The organism is Sphingomonas sp. Leaf5, assembly GCF_001421155.1.
Lineage (GTDB): Bacteria > Pseudomonadota > Alphaproteobacteria > Sphingomonadales > Sphingomonadaceae > Sphingomonas.
The window spans coordinates 161,123-177,595 of sequence record NZ_LMJZ01000024.1; the positions used below are offsets into that span (position 1 = coordinate 161,123).

The 16,473-nt window shown below is 65.5% G+C and carries 17 protein-coding genes, 1 tRNA gene and 1 pseudogene; 5 read left to right on the forward strand and 14 right to left on the reverse strand.

From position 1 onward, the window contains the following. Nucleotides 1–3 precede the first annotated feature (3 nt). The 7 genes from ASE50_RS16965 to ASE50_RS16995 form a co-directional block, all read right to left on the reverse strand. Nucleotides 4–1,176 carry a DNA cytosine methyltransferase gene (locus ASE50_RS16965; protein ID WP_056403365.1) on the reverse strand — a complete coding sequence of 391 codons (1,173 nt, stop codon included), beginning with the start codon at nt 1,174–1,176 and terminating at the stop codon, nt 4–6. A gap of 226 nt (nt 1,177–1,402) precedes the next feature. Next, complete coding sequence (nusG, locus tag ASE50_RS16970; RefSeq protein ID WP_055995227.1) at nt 1,403–1,942, reverse strand: transcription termination/antitermination protein NusG; 540 nt, start codon at nt 1,940–1,942, stop codon at nt 1,403–1,405. 44 nt (nt 1,943–1,986) lie between these two features. Continuing rightward, nucleotides 1,987–2,184, reverse strand: coding sequence for a preprotein translocase subunit SecE (gene secE / locus ASE50_RS16975; protein WP_055995225.1), 198 nt, complete (start codon nt 2,182–2,184; stop codon nt 1,987–1,989). Nucleotides 2,185–2,468: 284 nt separating this feature from the next. Beyond that, entirely contained in the window at nt 2,469–3,131 is a 663-nt protein-coding gene (locus ASE50_RS16980; RefSeq protein ID WP_056403369.1) for an outer membrane beta-barrel protein, read from the reverse strand. A 90-nt stretch (nt 3,132–3,221) separates the two neighbouring features. After that, entirely contained in the window at nt 3,222–3,809 is a 588-nt protein-coding gene (locus ASE50_RS16985) for a YqaA family protein (RefSeq protein WP_082439090.1), read from the reverse strand. A 26-nt stretch (nt 3,810–3,835) separates the two neighbouring features. Continuing rightward, a tRNA-Trp gene (locus ASE50_RS16990) sits at nt 3,836–3,911 on the reverse strand. A gap of 103 nt (nt 3,912–4,014) precedes the next feature. Beyond that, nucleotides 4,015–5,769, reverse strand: coding sequence for a fatty acyl-AMP ligase (locus ASE50_RS16995; protein WP_056403372.1), 1,755 nt, complete (start codon nt 5,767–5,769; stop codon nt 4,015–4,017). A gap of 126 nt (nt 5,770–5,895) precedes the next feature. Between ASE50_RS16995 and ASE50_RS17000 the strand changes: the two genes are divergently transcribed. The 5 genes and pseudogenes from ASE50_RS17000 to ASE50_RS18900 form a co-directional block, all read left to right on the forward strand. Beyond that, nucleotides 5,896–6,453 (forward strand): regulatory protein RecX, encoded by a 558-nt coding sequence (locus tag ASE50_RS17000; protein ID WP_156347517.1) that lies wholly within the window; start codon nt 5,896–5,898, stop codon nt 6,451–6,453. A 103-nt stretch (nt 6,454–6,556) separates the two neighbouring features. Next, nucleotides 6,557–7,078: a cold-shock protein gene (locus ASE50_RS17005; protein WP_056403506.1), complete on the forward strand. Its 522-nt coding sequence runs from the start codon at nt 6,557–6,559 to the stop codon at nt 7,076–7,078. A gap of 4 nt (nt 7,079–7,082) precedes the next feature. Further along, nucleotides 7,083–7,574, forward strand: a complete 492-nt coding sequence (locus ASE50_RS17010) for a DUF192 domain-containing protein (protein ID WP_235512416.1) — start codon at nt 7,083–7,085, stop codon at nt 7,572–7,574. A gap of 45 nt (nt 7,575–7,619) precedes the next feature. Then, entirely contained in the window at nt 7,620–8,012 is a 393-nt protein-coding gene (locus ASE50_RS17015) for an NADH:ubiquinone oxidoreductase subunit NDUFA12 (RefSeq protein WP_055995212.1), read from the forward strand. Nucleotides 8,013–8,227: 215 nt separating this feature from the next. Continuing rightward, a pseudogene (locus ASE50_RS18900) lies at nt 8,228–8,461 on the forward strand (DUF2155 domain-containing protein); the annotation flags it as partial. Nucleotides 8,462–8,496: 35 nt separating this feature from the next. Here ASE50_RS18900 and aat read toward each other — a convergent pair. The 7 genes from aat to ASE50_RS17050 all read right to left on the reverse strand — a co-directional run bounded on the left by aat (nt 8,497) and on the right by ASE50_RS17050 (nt 16,417). Next, nucleotides 8,497–9,237: a leucyl/phenylalanyl-tRNA--protein transferase gene (aat, locus tag ASE50_RS17020; protein WP_056403377.1), complete on the reverse strand. Its 741-nt coding sequence runs from the start codon at nt 9,235–9,237 to the stop codon at nt 8,497–8,499. A 48-nt stretch (nt 9,238–9,285) separates the two neighbouring features. After that, a complete protein-coding gene (locus ASE50_RS17025) occupies nt 9,286–10,335 on the reverse strand; it encodes a c-type cytochrome (RefSeq protein WP_056403380.1) in 1,050 nt (349 codons plus the stop codon). Beyond that, nucleotides 10,332–10,925: a cytochrome c oxidase assembly protein gene (locus tag ASE50_RS17030; RefSeq protein ID WP_056403383.1), complete on the reverse strand. Its 594-nt coding sequence runs from the start codon at nt 10,923–10,925 to the stop codon at nt 10,332–10,334. The genes ASE50_RS17025 and ASE50_RS17030 overlap by 4 nt, the downstream gene beginning before the upstream one ends. Continuing rightward, the gene (locus ASE50_RS17035) at nt 10,922–11,302 is read right to left on the reverse strand and encodes a hypothetical protein (RefSeq protein WP_056403386.1); all 381 of its coding nucleotides are present in this window, start codon (nt 11,300–11,302) and stop codon (nt 10,922–10,924) included. Before ASE50_RS17035 ends, ASE50_RS17030 begins: the two co-directional genes overlap by 4 nt. Beyond that, nucleotides 11,299–13,824: a cytochrome c oxidase subunit I gene (ctaD, locus tag ASE50_RS17040; protein WP_056403389.1), complete on the reverse strand. Its 2,526-nt coding sequence runs from the start codon at nt 13,822–13,824 to the stop codon at nt 11,299–11,301. Before ctaD ends, ASE50_RS17035 begins: the two co-directional genes overlap by 4 nt. Further along, nucleotides 13,821–14,795, reverse strand: a complete 975-nt coding sequence (gene coxB, locus ASE50_RS17045) for a cytochrome c oxidase subunit II (RefSeq protein ID WP_056403392.1) — start codon at nt 14,793–14,795, stop codon at nt 13,821–13,823. The genes ctaD and coxB overlap by 4 nt, the downstream gene beginning before the upstream one ends. Nucleotides 14,796–15,019: 224 nt before the next feature. Further along, a complete protein-coding gene (locus tag ASE50_RS17050) occupies nt 15,020–16,417 on the reverse strand; it encodes a glucoamylase family protein (protein WP_056403395.1) in 1,398 nt (465 codons plus the stop codon). Between the last annotated feature and the right edge of the window lie 56 nt (nt 16,418–16,473).

Here is a 16,473-nt window from a genome sequence, read left to right on the forward strand (position 1 = left end):
GCGTTACGCCGCCAATTCACCCGACTGGCCGAATTGCGCATCCAGTATCGGCTCGATCAGCTGCGCCGCCAGATAACGGACGACCGGAACGCACACGCCATCCCCCGCGACATGATATGCGTCGTTATAACGCGACGGCAGGATATAGTCGTCGGGCAACCCCATCAGTCGGGCGGCCTCGCGCGACGACAACAGGCGCGACCGTATGTTCCCGCCTTCGACGACCAGGATCGTCTGCCGGCTCGATCCGCCTGCGGGCGTGCGCAAGCAACCCGCCTTGTCGTCGAACCGCACTTCGGCCCGTTGTCGCTTCGCCCCTTCTTCGACCCGCGTACGCTTGTAGACGCCACCGACCTGCCGAACGTCGCTGCGCTGCGCGATTTCGATTTTCTGCCGATGCAACGGCGTCATCATCGCCAGCAGCCGCGCGGTTTCCGCCGCGGAGTGCCAACGGCATCCGGTGGGATGTTCCTCAATGATATCCGCGAAGCCAATATTGCGTTTCGCCGGCGCTACCGGATTCCACCAGCACCACAGATCGCCCGCCGGACCGGACAATCTGCCATGCGCCGCGACCAGAGATGGCGGATGCCAGGTCGATTGCGGCCCTGCTGCGATCAGGGTCCGGGGAAATTCGACATCCGGCGCGACCGCCACGAAAAAGACGCGAACACGGCTTTGCGGGACGAAGTGATCGGCATCGACGACGACCGCACCGTGACGATAGCCGGCATCGGCCAACGCATTGCATATGGCGGCGAAGTCGGCACCCTCGTTCGACGTCAGCAAGCCGGGCACATTCTCCAGCACGACCAGTTTGGGTGCCCGCCGTTCCTCGCCAAGTTCGCGGACGAGCTTCCAGAAGGGCCAGAAGGTACCCGATCGCGTCATGACCGCACTCGACGAGTTGCCCAGCCCGCGATGATTGCCGGCCAGCGAAAGGTCCTGGCATGGGAACGAAGCCCACGCCATGTCGGCCCGGCCCGGCAAGTTGTCGACGTCGAGCGCGGCTACGTCGCCGACGACCAGATGCGCGTCGCCCCAGTTGGTGCGATAGGTCTCCGCCTTCATCTGGCTGACGTCATTGGCGAACGTGCAATGCCAACCGCTTCCGAGACCCGAGCGCGCCATGCCGCCGCCGGCAAAGAACTCATAGAAGGAGTGGGGCTGGCGCATCGTCGGAGCCTTGTGCGTCGAATTGGACCTTCGCGCAACCATGGCGAAAGTTCATGAAATGTTCCAGCGGAGAATGCTTCGCAATGGGCGAAATCGCATGAAAAACGGCGCAGGGCCTTCGCCCTACGCCGCTAACGTCGGTCGGGCTTGCACCCGCCGACCGGTCGGTCGCCGTCTCGAAATTAGCTGACGCTAATTTCGTGCGGCCAGCAAGTAAGGCAAAGCCCTACTTGCTTCTCTCGACTTGCTCGAAATCCAGTTCGACCGGGGTCGCGCGCCCGAAGATCGACACCGACACCTTCACCTTCGACTTGTCGAAGTCCAGTTCCTCGACGAGGCCGTTGAAGCTTGCGAACGGGCCGTCCAGCACCTTGACCGAATCGCCGATCTCGAAATCGACCTTGATCTTCTGCTTGGTGGGCGAGGCGGCGGCCTCTTCCTTGCTGTTCAGCATCCGCGTGGCTTCCGCCTCGCTGATCGCCTGTGGCTTGCCCGACGATCCCAGAAAGCCGGTGACCTTCGGCGTGTTCTTGACGAGGTGATAGACCTGATCGCTCAGGTCCAGCTTCGCCAGCACGTATCCGGGCATGAACTTGCGTTCGGACTGCACCTTCTTGCCGCGACGGACTTCGGTCACATTCTCGGTCGGAACCTCGATCGCTTCGACCGCGTGATCTAGGCCGAGGCGCGTCGCCTCGCTCAGGATCGAATCGCGGACCTTGCCCTCGAAACCCGAATAGGCGTGAATGATGTACCAGCGCGACATGCGTATCCTTTGAACTTTTCGAAGGGGTGCGGGAGACCGATCGGTTACTGTGCGAGCTTCAGCAGGCCCTTGACGATCGCGTCGAACGCCGAATCCACGCCGAGGAAGAATATCGCCAGCAACGTCGTCATGATGACGACCATCACCGCCGTCATCACGGTTTCGCGGCGCGTCGGCCACGTCACCTTGGCGGTTTCGGCCCGGACCTGCCGCATGAATTCGACTGGGGTAACCTTCGCCACGTGCCTGACCTTCGTTATCGGTTTGACCGACGGCGGGACACAAGGCCCCGTCCGGTTCCTGTCAGGAAACCGGCGCTGCCCATCCACGCTGTCGGATTGGGGATGGTATCTAGCGATCCAGCGCGAAGGAAGCAAGCGCGCGGGGCAACGGGGCGGCGCACCCGCCGCCCCGTGCGGATCGGGGGTTGGTCTGGAACCGCGCGAGGGACGATTTTTCGACGCGGTGCCGGCCCGCTGCTCCGCCCGACACCGCAAAACGCCGCCGCGCGGTTCCAAACCGCTTTTCAGAAGCGGAAGCCGATACCGGCCGTTGCCTGCACGCGTTCGAAATTGACGCCGTCATACAGCGTCTTGTTGGTCGAATATTGGGTGACGGCCACATCGCCCTTCAGATAGGCGCGCCCGCCAATGCCATATTCCGCACCCGCGCCGATGTGATAGCCGCTATAGCGCTCGTCGGTCGAAAAGTCGGCCGAGGTGCCCACGGCATCGTAATCGAGCTTCAGCTTGGCGTGGGAATAGCCGCCCCGCAGATAGGCGACCGACCGCGCCCCGATCGGGAATCCGACGCGTACACCGGCATATTGGGCGACGCCGGCTTCCTGGCACAGTTCGTCATTGCCAAAGATTTCGTCGCACTGCTTCTGCGTCGACTTGCCGATGCCGGCATAGGCACCGAGCAGCACCTTCGCGCTGACCGCGACGTCATAGCCGATCTCGCCGCCGAACCCGATGCCGTCATAGCCATCGTAATATTTCGTATCGTCTTCGTAATAATTGCCTTCCAGCCGGTCGTACCCGACCAGCGCTTCGACGCGCAGTCCCTGTAGCGGATCGTGCGCGACCCGCTCCTTCATTTCGGGATAGGATGGCAGCGCGTCCTGCGCGGCTGCGGGTTGTGCGAACGCGATGGTTGCGGCCATGATGGCCGCTGCCTGAAACTTCATGGAAACCCCTTTAGTCCGCGCGGTTGTCGCGTCGAACGGCAGGGCCGGTATCGTATAATCGGTACGAAGTCGCCGGTACGTTGGTCCGGTTCAGAGCAGACTGACCGCCGCGAACCCGCCGACCAGCGCCACGACCAGCAACGTGCCGATCAGCGTCAGCCGCTTTTCGATGAACGTCTGCACCGGTTGGCCATATTTCTTCAGCAAGAACGCGATCAGGAAAAAGCGGAAGGCGCGGGTGATCGCGGCCGTCAGCACGAACAGGCCGAAGTTGAACTTGGCCAGCCCCGACGCGATCGTCACCAGCTTGAACGGGATCGGCGTCAGCCCCTTCAGCAGGATGATCGCCGCGCCATACTGCGCAAACCCCGCCTGGAACTTCGCCGCCTTGTCCTGCAACCCATACAGGTTGATGACCCACGCCCCGACCGTATCCCACAGGAAATAGCCGATCGAATAGCCGACCATGCCGCCCAGCACCGACGCGATCGTGCAAATCGCCGCGATCTGATAGGCACGGCTGCGGTGCTGCAGGATGACCGGCACCAGCACGACATCGGGCGGAATTGGAAAAAACGAGCTTTCACAAAAGCTTACGACCGCCAGGCTACGCACCGCGTGCCGATGGTTGGCAAGGCGAAGCGTCCAGTCGTACAGCGCACGGAACATCGTCGGCATCCATATAGGGTCGGCGCGGGGTGCGCTGGCACGAGTGGAGGGATTCGAACCCCCGGCCCTCGGTTTTGGAGACCGATGCTCTACCAGCTGAGCTACACTCGTGTGCGGACGCGGCCTCTATCCCGGTCGAACCGGAAGGGCAAGGCCGATTTGTGGTTAGGGGAGCGGCGGCCGGTAGGAAAGCGAAAAATGCCGCTCCGCGCGATCAGGCGGCGATCGCGTAGGGCTTGATCTCGCCTTCCAGATACAGCTTGCGCGCCTTGGCTCGGCTCAGCTTGCCCGACGACGTGCGGGGCAGGGTGCGCGGCGGGACCAGTTCGATGACGCAGTTCATGCCGGTAACCGAACGGACACGCTCGCGAATTTCCTCGCGCAGCCGCTGGCGCTCGCCTTCGTCCGATGCACGACACTGGACGAGGACGGCAGGCGTTTCCTCACCGCCGGGAGTCGTGATCGCAAAAGCCGCAATGTCGCCAGCTTTGAAACCGGGCAACTGCTCGACGGCCCATTCGATGTCCTGCGGCCAGTGGTTCTTGCCGTTGACGATGATCATGTCCTTCGCCCGGCCGACGATGTAGATATAGCCGTCAGACAGATAGCCCATGTCACCGGTGTCGAGCCAGCCGTCGACCATGCATGCGGCGGTCGCTTCGGGATCGCGGAAATAGCCGCTCATCAGCGACGGCCCCTTACACCAGACCTTGCCGATCGCGCGTTCGGGAAGCGGCGATCCGTCCTCTTCGCGAATCTCGATCGCCATGTCGCGGACCGGTTTTCCGCAATTCACGATCGCGCGGTAACGCTGCGGCCGGTCGGCGCGGCCGGCATGGCCCGAAAGCTCGGTCTCTTCGACCAGTTCGACGATGATTCCTTCGCCCGGCGGCATGATCGCCACCGCCAGCGTCGCTTCGGCAAGCCCGTAGGACGGCAGGAAGGCCGACGCCTTGAATCCGGCATCGGCGAAGGCGTCGACGAACGATTGCATCACATCGGGACGGATCATGTCCGCGCCATTGCCCGCCAGCCGCCAGCGCGACAGGTCGAACCGGTCCGCCGCCTTGGTCTGGCTCGACATGCGCCGCGCGCAGATGTCGTAGCCGAAGGTCGGCGAATAGCTGATCGAATTCCCCTGATTGCGGCTGATCAGGTCGAGCCACGCCAGCGGACGACGTGCGAAATCCTCGGTCTTCAGATAATCGGTCGAGACCTGGTTGGCGACGACCGACAGGAAACAGCCGACCAGCCCCATGTCGTGATACCAGGGCAGCCACGAGATGCAGCGATCCTCCGCGGCCACCTGCATGCCATGGCTGTGCGCGGCGAGGTTGTTGAGCAGCGCGGCATGGGTGATTTCGGTCCCGTGCGGAAAGCGCGTCGAGCCGCTGGAATATTGGAGATAGCAGATGTCGTCGGTCGATGCCGTAGGCAGATCGACGATCGGAGCGTCGATCGCCGAGAAGCTTTCCCAATCCATGCCTTCGACGCCGGCGATGCGCGCGGCCTCTCCCGCCATCGCTTCGAGTTCGGCGGGGTAGAACAGGGTCTTGGGATCGCAGCTGTCCAGCTGGACGCGCAACTGTTCGACATAGGCCTCGCGACCACCGAACGACGTGGGCAGCGGCAGCGGCACCGGCCATGCGCCGGCATAGACGACGCCGAAGAACAACGCGGCGAATTCGGCACCGGTTTCGGCGATCAGCGCGATCCGATCGTTGGGCTGAACACCCTTCGCGATCAGGCGATAGGCCTGCTGGAGCGCGTCCTCGCGCATCTCGCGGAACGGGTAGGGGTGTTTCAACGTGCCGCGCGCATCGTAGAAGTTCAGCCCGCGCGTGCCCTGCGCGGCATAGTCCATCGCCTCGCCCAGCGTCGCGAAATCCGCGAGCCGGCGCGGCAATGCGTCGCCGGTCGGGGTCGCTTTCAGCGCGATTGCAACACTTCCTTCAAGTTTTGTCGTCATTCTTGTCCAACTCTCGGCACCGTTCGCACGCATGCGCGGCGTTCGAAGCGTGTCGCCATAGCGGCAAAGTGCCGCACGGCACAGTTGATTTCAAAATCGCGGCGTAGTGTGGCACAAACATGGCGCATGCCGCGTGACCCCCGTCGCCCTCTCCCGCCCCTCGACCAGCCTGCGCTGGAGCGGATGGCGCTGCGCTATGTTGAGCGCTTTGCCACGACCCGGGCAAAGCTTGCCACCTATCTGACACGCAAACTGCGCGAGCGGGGCGGGGAAGGGCCGATCGATATCGCGACGCTGGCCGACCGGATGGCGGACCTTCGCTATGTCGACGACCGCGCGTTCGCCGAAGCGCGGGCGGCATCGATGACCCGACGCGGGCTGGGCGCGCGGCGGGTGCGCGACGCGCTGCGCCATGCCGGGGTCGGGACCGACGATAGCGAGGCGGTCGTCGACACGCTGGACGACGGCGCGGAGGCGTCGGCCATGGCCTTTGCCCGCCGCAAGCGGATCGGTCCGTTCGCCACCGAACCGGTCGAGCGCGACCGCCGGGAAAAGCAGATCGGCGCGATGGTCCGCGCCGGCCATTCGCCTGCACTGGCAAGGCGGATCGCCGCGATGGCCCCGGGCGACGGAGAGGACGCGGTCGACGATCGGCGAAGCGCAAAGAAACCGTCGCGTTCATGAAACATCGTGTTACAAAGGGCGGCAGGGGGAGTAAGCAACCATGCGTCTGGAAGCGCGAACGATTGTCGATGATTGCGCGGTCCAGCCGGCCGTGGCGGCGGCAATGTCCAACGGTCGGGAAGATGCCGTCGTGTCGGTGCGCGGCGTCGTCAAATGGTTCGACGTCACCCGCGGCTTCGGTTTCGCGGTGGCCGACGACGCCAGTCTCGGCGATGTGCTGATTCATTTTTCGGTGCTGGAGCCGCATGGCCGCCGCACCCTGCCCGAAGGGGCGGTCGTCACCTGCACCGCCGCCCGGCGCAGTCGGGGGATGCAGGCGGTCGAGATCCTCGACATCGACTTGTCGCTGGCCGTCGAGCCGGTGCGCCGCCCCGTCGACCGCCCCGACCGGACGGCGATGGCCGAACAGGCGGGACCGTTCGAACCGGTGACGGTGAAATGGTTCAATCGGCTGAAAGGCTATGGTTTTCTGGTCCGCGACAGCAAGGCCGGCGACGTGTTCGTCCATATGGAAACGCTGCGTCGGGGCGGTATCGAGGAGGTCGAGCCCGAACAGCGGCTTGTCGCCCGCATCGTCGAGGGGCAGAAGGGGCCGATGGCCGTTGCGGTCGAAGCGGGCGAGTGACAGCGTGACGGGATTGCGATTTTCGGCACTGGCGGCTGTGGCGTTGCTGGCGGCACTGAACGGCTGCAAGGGGGAAGCCCCCGGCAACGATCCGGTTTCGGGACACGGCATGGTCGTCAAGCCGGTGACCGTCACCACCGCCGACGGCAAGGCCCATATATTCAAGTCAGAAGTCGCCGCGAACGAGGCGCAGCAACAGCAAGGGCTGATGTATCGCGCGCGGCTGGCACCCGATGCCGGCATGTTGTTCGCGCCCTATCCCCCCGATGGCGGCCCGCCCCGGGCGGCGAGCTTCTGGATGGAGAATACGCCCAACGCGCTCGACATCGTCTTCATTCGCGCCGACGGCACCATCGCGACGATCGGCGAAAATGCCGTGCCGCTGTCGCGCACGAAGGTCGAATCGGGCGAGCCGATCGCGGCGGTCCTGGAGATCGCCGGCGGACGTGCCGCCGAACTGGGAATCGCGGCCGGCGACAAGGTGACGTGGAAATGATCCGCCCCATTGTCGCGGGCGTGGGCAGGCGCTAAGCGGTCGCTTATGGGTATCCTCGCGAATGTCTTCACCTGGTGGAACGGTGCCACCTTCGGCACGTGGCTCGGCTTGCGCGGCAAGACGCAGGTCGGGACCGACCATCTCGGCAACGCCTATTATGAGGGTGGTCGCGACACGATGGGTAACCCGCGGCGCTGGGTGATCTATTCGGGATCGAACGACGCAAGCCGGGTGCCGCCCGAGTGGTTCAGCTGGCTGCACCATCAGATCGATCGCACGCCCGACGAATCGCTGCCGCCGGTGCGCCAGTGGCAGAAGCCGCCGATCGAGAACCAGACCGGCACCGCGCTCGCCTATCGTCCGCCGGGTGTGCTCGACAAGGGTGGCGCGCGCGTCCGTGCGACCGGTGATTACGAGGCGTGGAGCCCCGACGCGTGAACCCACGCCGCTGGCTGGCCGGGCTGGCGATTGCGATAGTGTTGGCGGTCGCAGGCTGGTTCGGCTGGCAACGGCTGCATCGGCAGTCGGCAACGACCGCGCCGGCCACCGCCGAGGTCGCTGTGCCCGAATCGGTGCGTCCCAATCCCAACGCTCCCGAGGTGGTGAGCGTCGATGCCGGGCTGGACAGCAGCCTGCTGGCCGGGGCGACGCCGATGGCCGAGCGGGTCGCGGTGGTCGGCCTGCTCAACAAGCGCAACGGCGAAACCCGCGACCTGACGCTCAAGCCCGGTCAGGCGACGCGGGTCGGTGACGTGATCGTGCGCTTGCGCGCCTGCGAACGCACCGCGCCGTGGGAGCAGGAGCAGTATACCGGCGCGTTTGTGCAGATGGACGTCCGGGGCGCGGATTCGAAATGGCGGCGACCGTTTTCGGGGTGGTTGTTCAAGGAGCGTCCGGCGCTGAACGTCGTGCTCCACCCGATCTACGACGTGTGGCCCAAGAGCTGCACGATGTCCTTCCCCGACAGGGGGCCGGACACGGTATCGGCCGGGGCGGGGGCCGCATCGCCGGGCCCAGCCGTGCGTCGATCGAGTGCGTCGAACGCGGCCGAGGCCAGCCCGGAAGCGCCTGCCGAACCCAGCCCCAGCGCACCCGCCAACAGCACCGAATAGGTCTTTTTGGGCACCTCGACCACGCCCATTGTCGCGAGGTGATCGGTCAGGAACTGGCAGTCGAGCAACCGGAAGCCGCCGACCCGCAGTCGTGCGACCAGCCACCCCAGCGCGACCTTCGATGCGCTGGGCGCGCGGCTGACCATCGATTCGCCGAAAAACGCCTGCCCCAGCGCGAGGCCATATAGGCCGCCGACCAGACGCGAACCGTCCCAGACCTCGACCGAATGGGCCAGTCCCATTTCGTGCAACCGGTTGAAGGCCTGTTCGATCGTACCGTTGATCCACGTCTCCGGCCGGTCGGACGCGCTTTCGGCGCACAGTCGGATGATATCCTCGAACGCCTGATCGGCGGTGACCCGGTAGCGGTCCGACGCGATCAGCTTGCGCAGCGAGCGCGACAGGTGAAATCCGTCCAGCGGCAATATGCCGCGCAGCTTGGGTTCGACCCAGTAGATGCCGGGCGCATCGCGATCGTCGGCCATCGGAAAGATGCCGCTGGCATAGGCGCGCAGCAGCGTTTGCGGGTCGAGCTCGAACAGGGGCGCCATCGGCCGCACCCTATCGCGGCCGGCGGCGCAGGCAATGGCCGCCCGCCATCATTCGCCGGCGAGGTAGCGCGCGACCGGTTCGATCATGTCCTCCGGGATGCGACGGGCGATGACCGGCATCGTCGCCTGATCCTTGCGCGCATCGACCACCTCCTTTTCGCCGCGCCAATGGCGGAGCCTCCCGGCGATATAGACGGCGCGCTGGCCATCGATCACCGGGAAGCGCTTGGCTCCGGCGGCGTCATGGCAGCTGCGACAGGCGGGAAGCTGCTTGTCGGGCAGGCCGCGCTCGACGATCTGGCGCGCCGCCGCGTCGCCATTGCCGGCGCGACCCGGCACGATGCCGGGCATCGCCGCGAACCGCCGGGCGAGGGCGACGCGTTCTTCCGGGGTCAGCTGTGCGGCGGCATTGGCCATGACCGCGCTCTGGCGGGTGCCGGTGGCGTAGGCTTCGAGGGCGGCGGCAAGATAGGCCGGGTCCTGTCCGGCGAGGATCGGAATGTCGCGCTGACCTTGGCCGAGCCCGTCGCTGCCATGGCAACCGGCGCAGCTGTCGAACCGGCCATTGGCGGCACCGAAGCCCTGCGCATTGCTGCCTGCCAGCACACGATATTGCTGCGGCGTCATCGTCGGCAGCAGGCGGACGAACGCGACCATGCGCTTCACTTCGTCGGGCCGGTCCTTGGCGGCCCAGGCGGGCATCCCGCTGAACTTCACGCCGTGTTCGAGGATCCAGAACAGCTGGCGGTCGGTCCACTCCGTCGCGTTTTTCGACAGGTCGGGGGCAGGCGGCGTCGCCTTCTGCATCAACGGCAGTGGGCGCACGCCCGGCGCGCCGTGGCACGAGGCGCAGGACGCGGCATAATAGCCTGCCGCGCTGACGAGGCCGCTATCGTCCTTCGCATCTTTGGGTGTGGAAAAGGCGGCATGGGTCTGCACCGAATTGCGCATCACCCAGTGCAGGAACCAGTCGCTGATCGCCCAATGCCCCGACGATGCGGCGACGTTGAACAACCCGGACCAAGCAAAGGCCATGCCCAGCGCGAACAGCCCGAGCAGCGTGACGATGACGCGCTTCCACGTCAGGCGGATGGTCATGGCTGCGGCTCCGGTTGGCGCAATAACGTGGCGAGCAGCGCAAGGCCGCCGAGGAAATAGCTGGCCGCGCCGACCAGCAGCATCACGACCCCGCCGAGTTGCTGGTCGGCAAGCGCGTCGTGCATTCCATGCGCCATCGCCGGATAAAGCGGGCGGGGGGCAAGGCCGATCAGCGCGCCGAGCAGGGTCATGTGCATCGAGGTGAGCAGCAGCGCGCCGACGCCCGCCGAGCGGCGATCGGGCCCGGTGCCGAGCACGGCGGCCCAGAGCAGCCAGCCGGCGGCAAGGAACATCGCCTGTTCGACGATCATCGCCGCCATGTTGCTGTCGGCCAGCATCCGCAGCGCGGGCAGGTGCCAGCCCCATACCGTTGCTAGCTCGACCAGCGACATGGCGAGCGGAGTGACGACGCGCGGCCAGCGACGGGCCGGGTCACAGGCGCTGTCGGTCAGCCCGAACGCGACCAGCGGTGCGGCCACCGCGACCGCGATCATGTGTCCGGCCATATGCCCGACCATGCCCGCCTGTGCCGCCGCCAGCCAGCCGAGCGGCAACAGGACCAATCCGGCGATCAGGCTGACGCGCTTCATCGGCAGTCCGTCAGGAAGACGACCGGTGCGGCGGTGAAGATGACACCGACGAAGCTCAACGCGGCGAGCAATACCGTCGAGAAGGCGAGGAACCGGACACGGTCGGTGTCGGTGCTTTCCTCATGCGGCGGAGTGTCGCCGGGCACGCGCGACTGGATATGCGCGACGATGCCGGCGGCGGCGATCAGCAGCAGGGCAATGACGGTTCCTACCGTATAGAGGATCGGTAGCCGCGGAAATCCGCCGACCTTCGCACAGTGGATCGCCGCCCACAGGTACGAAAACAGAAAATGCACCGCCCAGACGGTCGGCGGCACGATCAGCGTCCAGAGCGTCACCTTCAGCCGGGTGACCATGCCGTGCAGCCCACGTTTCATGCGACCCCCGGGAACAGGCCGATCGTCGCGTAGGTGACGATGGCGGTCAGTGCCATGAAATGCTGATAGACGGTGATGTTCCTGAGATCCGCGTCATGACTGGGCGTCATCCGCCCGGCGATGCTGCGCGCCAGCGTATAGCCCTGCATGATCGCGCCGATCCCGGCATGGGCAGTGGTCCAGATCACCAGCACCCACACGATCGCGGGATAGCTGTGCAGTTCGGGATCGAGCCCGGTGGTCAGCGGCCCCTGCAACCCCGCCCAGATACCTGCAAGGCTGGCGGCGATGCCGACGACCAGCAACAGTCGCGCCGTGCCGACACTGCCGCGCCGGTTGGTCCCGCGCGCGGCGACGGTCGCGATCCAGCTGATCGCCGCGACGCCCAGCGCGACCATCGGCCAGAAAGTGCCGGGGCCATCCATGCCCGGTCCCGATGGCGGGAATTCGGGATGCACCGTCCAGAAGAAATAATAGCCGAAGACCAGCCCCGAAAACGCGGTCGCATCGGCCATCATCGTGATGAACATCGCCCACCATCCCGGCGCGGCCGAGCCGGAGACGTAAAGCGGCAATTCGATGCCATGACCGATCGGCTTGGACGGCTTTTCCGGAATCTCGGCGGTACCGGTCCACAGCCAGTAGAGCACGAAGCCGAGCGTCGCGACCGCGCCGGCCAGCGACCACCAATAGAGGTGATAGGTGGTCAGGATGAACACGCTGCCCAGCGCGATCGCGGTCAGCATCGGCACCCAGCTGGGCGTGCCGAGGCGCACGACGTAGAGCGGGCGCGCGTCGAGCACGGTGGTGACGATCGTCTCGCGCCGCCCCTCCTCGGCATCGGGCAGGAAGAAGCGGCCCTCGTCGACCTTCTTCACGAAATCCTTCTGGTCCCAGATCGGGTAGCGGCTTTCGATCAGCGGCACCGAACGGATGCCCCAATCCTCGTCATCCGGATGGGCCAGCCATTCGAGCGTGCCGGCATTCCACGGATTGCGCTGCGCCTTTTGCCGCCATGGCGAGCGGGCGAGATCGAAGCAGATGATCGCGGTACCGGTCGCGAACAGATACGCCCCCATCGTCGAGGCAAGGTTGAGATAATCGATGCCGAGTTCGCTCGGATAGGTGAAGACCCGGCGCGGCATGCCGTACAGGCCGCTGAAATGCATCGGGAAGAAGGTCAGGTTCGCACCGACGAATAGTGTCCAGAAGGCGGTGCGCCCCAACCGGTCCGACAGTTTCTTGCCGGTAATCAGCGGCCAGTAATAATATAGACCGCCGAACAACGGCAGCAACGTGCCGCCGATCAGCACGTAATGCAGGTGCGCCACCACGAAATAGGTGTCGTGCGCCTGCCAGTCGAACGGCGCGACCGCGACCATCACCCCGGTCAGGCCACCGATGACGAAGATGGCGAGGCTGCCGGTCGCATAGAGCAGCGGCGTCGACCATTTCACCTTGCCGGCCCACAGCGTCGCGATGAACGCAAAGATCTGGATACCGGTCGGAATCGCCACCGCCTCCGACGCCGCCGAGAAGAAGGCGAGGCTGATCTTGGGCAGGCCGGTCGCGAACATGTGGTGGACCCACAGCCCGAACGACAGGAATGCGGTACCGACCGCCGCCAGTACGATCCACGGATAGCCCAACAGATGCCGCTGCGCGAAGGTCGGGATCATCATCGCGAACAGCGCGATCGACGGCAGGAAGACGATGTAGACCTCCGGATGACCGAAGATCCAGAACAGGTGCTGCCACAAGAGCGGATCGCCACCGCGCGCCGCGTCGAAGAACGGCCAGTTGAGCAACCGCTCCATTTCGAACAGCACGTCGCCCGCGATCAGCGGCGGGAACGCGAACAGGATCATGACCGCGACGACGAGGATGTACCACGCATAAAGCGGCATCAGGTTCAGCCGCATCCCCGGCGGCCGGCATTTCAGCACGCCGACGATCAGCTCGACTGCCGCCGCCACCGACGACACCTCGATAAAGGACAGCCCCAGCATCCAGATGTCCGCACCCAGCCCCGACAGGTCGGTGCGGGTGGTGAGCGGCGGATACATGAACCAGCCGCCATCGGGCGCGGCGTTGAAGAAGATCGATCCCCCGACGAACACCCCGCCCAGCAGGAACGACCAATAGCCGAAGGCGGACAGGCGCGGGAACGGCAGGTCGCGTGCGCCCAGCAGCTGCGGCAACAGGATGATCGATACCGCTTCGAACATCGGCACGGCGAACAGGAACATCATCATCGAGCCGTGCAACGTGAACAGCTGGTTGAAGGTATTCGCCGAGACGAGGTCGTTGTCGGGTACCGCCAGCTGCGTGCGCATGATGAGCGCCAGCACACCCGCGAACAGCATGAAGGCGAACGCGGTCAGCGTGTACCACACACCGACCCGGTTGTTGTTGCAGTCGGTCCAGCGCAGGAAAATACCCTGCGGTGGTGCCCAAACCTTGCGAAGGCGTTCCTCCTGCGCGGCGCGGAGCGCGGGATCGTCTTGCGCGTGCAGGCTCATTTCAGGCTTTCCAGATAGGCGGCGATCGCCGGCGCATCGTGGCGCGGCATTTGCGGATAGGCGGGCATGCGCGCACCGGGTTTGACCGCCGGCGCATCCGTGATGAAGCGGACCAGCGCGGCGCGGCTCATCGGTTGCGTCCCGGCACCCAGCGAACTGCGACTGCCGAGATGGGTCAGGTCGGGCCCGATCTCGCCGGCGGCGTCGGTTCCGGCAATGGCATGGCAACCGGCACAGCCATTGGCGGCAAAGGCCCGTGCGCCCGCGGCGGTACCGGCGGCGGGGGTGGCAGGGCGACGCTCGTTCGCCAGCCATGCGTCGAACGCGGCCGGCTCCATCGCCACGACATCGAACGCCATCAGCGCGTGGCTGAGGCCGCAAAATTCGGTGCAGACGCCGCGGAACGTCCCGGGCTTCGTCGCGCGGACGATCAGCCGGTTGGTCCGACCGGGGATCATGTCCATCTTGCCCGCAAGGCCCGGGATCCAGAAGCTGTGGATCACGTCGCCGGCGGTCAGGTCGAACTGTACGGTGCGGCCGACCGGCACCCGGATTTCGTTGGCGGTGACGACCGGCGCTGCACCCGGCGGCTGATACCGGACGCGCCACCAGAATTGCTCGCCCTTGACGGCGATGCGCAGATCGTTCTGCGCCACCGGCAACGGGCGCATCGCGGGCAGGCTGTAGAGCAGCAGTCCGAGCAGCACGACCACCGGCACCACGCCACCGACCCAGCCGATCAGGCGCATGCCGCCCGACAAGGTCAGTCGACCCTCCGGCGCGCGGACGGCGGCGATCATCAGCGCGGCGACGCCGCAGGCGATCACGATCGCGCCGATCAGCATCACGATGGTCAGGTGACGGACGGTCGCCGCCTCTTCGCCAAAGACCGTCAGCGCCGATTGATGTCGATTACAGCCCCCCAGAACGAGCAGCGCGGTTATCCCGCCACTGGCCTTTACGCCCCGCATAATCCCCCTTCGCCCCGCGTCGCAATATCCGACACGGATACGAAACGACATGTTGGCGGTTGCGTTCCATCACGATCCGGATCGGTCCGGTGCGCGCCGGGATGGGCGGACCGGCCACGGCGATCCACGCCGGATTGCCATCGATCGTGGCAACACCCGGTCGCCCTTCGCCCGGATTGACGCTGCCACCGGGCGCACCCAAACTGCCGCCCGCAGCGTGGTGCTCAGGCCAGCCAGCCGCCGGTGAAGCCGGCCCGTTCCAGCCCGCGCCGGATATGCGGATTGCGCCGCATCACCTCCCAGATCATGCCGCTGCGCTGATTTTCGATCATCAGCACGATCGGTCCCTGATCGATGCCCAGATAATCGCCATCGACCCAGCCGATGCCGGGTACGATCTTGCCGTGTTTCAGCGGTTCGTCGGTGCGGGTCAGCGTCGGATTGAACGCGTCGAGAAAGCCGTATTTGTCATAGATGCCGGCACCATAGCGTGCATGCATCTTGCCGATCATCGGCGTGACGATGTCGGGGGCGAAGGCGATCGATCCCAGCGCCGCCGTCGGGGCCAGTGTGCCGTCGTCGCGTTCGCCCGGGCCACGTGCCGAATAGCTGAAGAACTCGCGCTCGCGGCCGTCGATGGTCACGGTGAAGTCGCCAGGACCGTCACAAGCGGTCAGCCCCCAGCAATCGTCGCCATATCCGGCCTTGCCGCCCGGATTCTCCTTGGCATAGGCGCGCTGTGCATGGGTCGCGCGACGGCTGTTCTCGAAATAATCGATGCCCTTGGACGCGATATAGCGGTCGCGGATGCCGCGGAAATCGACCCAGACATGGCTGTACTGGTGACCGAACATCGGCGCGAACTGCAGATGCGGCTCGCCCCAGCGATTGCCCCAGCTTCTCTCGAATTTCTGCGTCAGTGCGCCCCAGGTCGCGGGCGGCAGCGGATGCGTCGGGCTGGCCAATGCCAGCACGTACAGGATCATGCCTTCGTTATAGCTATCCCAGTCGGACCGGATGAAGCCGTTTTCGGGATGCCAGCCCATCGAGACGAAGGGCGCACGCGGCATGATCCAGTCCCATTCGACCGCGCGATAGAGCCGCTCGGCCAGATCGCGGATGCGCGCTTCCTGCGGGTCGGCGCGATCGAACCAGCTTTGCGCGAACAGAACGCCGCCCAGCAGCAGCGACGTGTCGATCGTCGACAGTTCGCAACGGGCGAACCGCAGTCCCTTCGTCACGCCGAGGAAGTGGTAGAAAAAGCCCTTATACCCGCTGAACCCGGTTTCGCCATCGCCCTGCGGCGCAGCGGCAAGGAATTCGAGCGTGGCGAGCGTGCGGGCGCGATGTTGTTCGCGGGTGATCCAGCCATGTTTTTCGCCGACGCCATAGGCCGTCAGCGCAAACCCGATCGCCGCGATCGACGCGAAGCTGGGGGTAGGCCAGCGATCCGGCGCAAGGCCGGTTTCCGCGTCGGTGGTTTCCCAGAAAAACCGGAACGCGCGCTGTTGCACGTCCGAGATCAGGTCGGGCGCGGTCCCGGAGCCGATCCCGGTCCGTGCAGTGCACCCGGCGACGAGCGCGGCGGTGCTGGCGGCAAGGAAATGGCGGCGATCGATCACAGGCAAGCCCCTTGCGGAATACGGAAATGCCGGGACAGGCGTAACGCCTGTCCCGG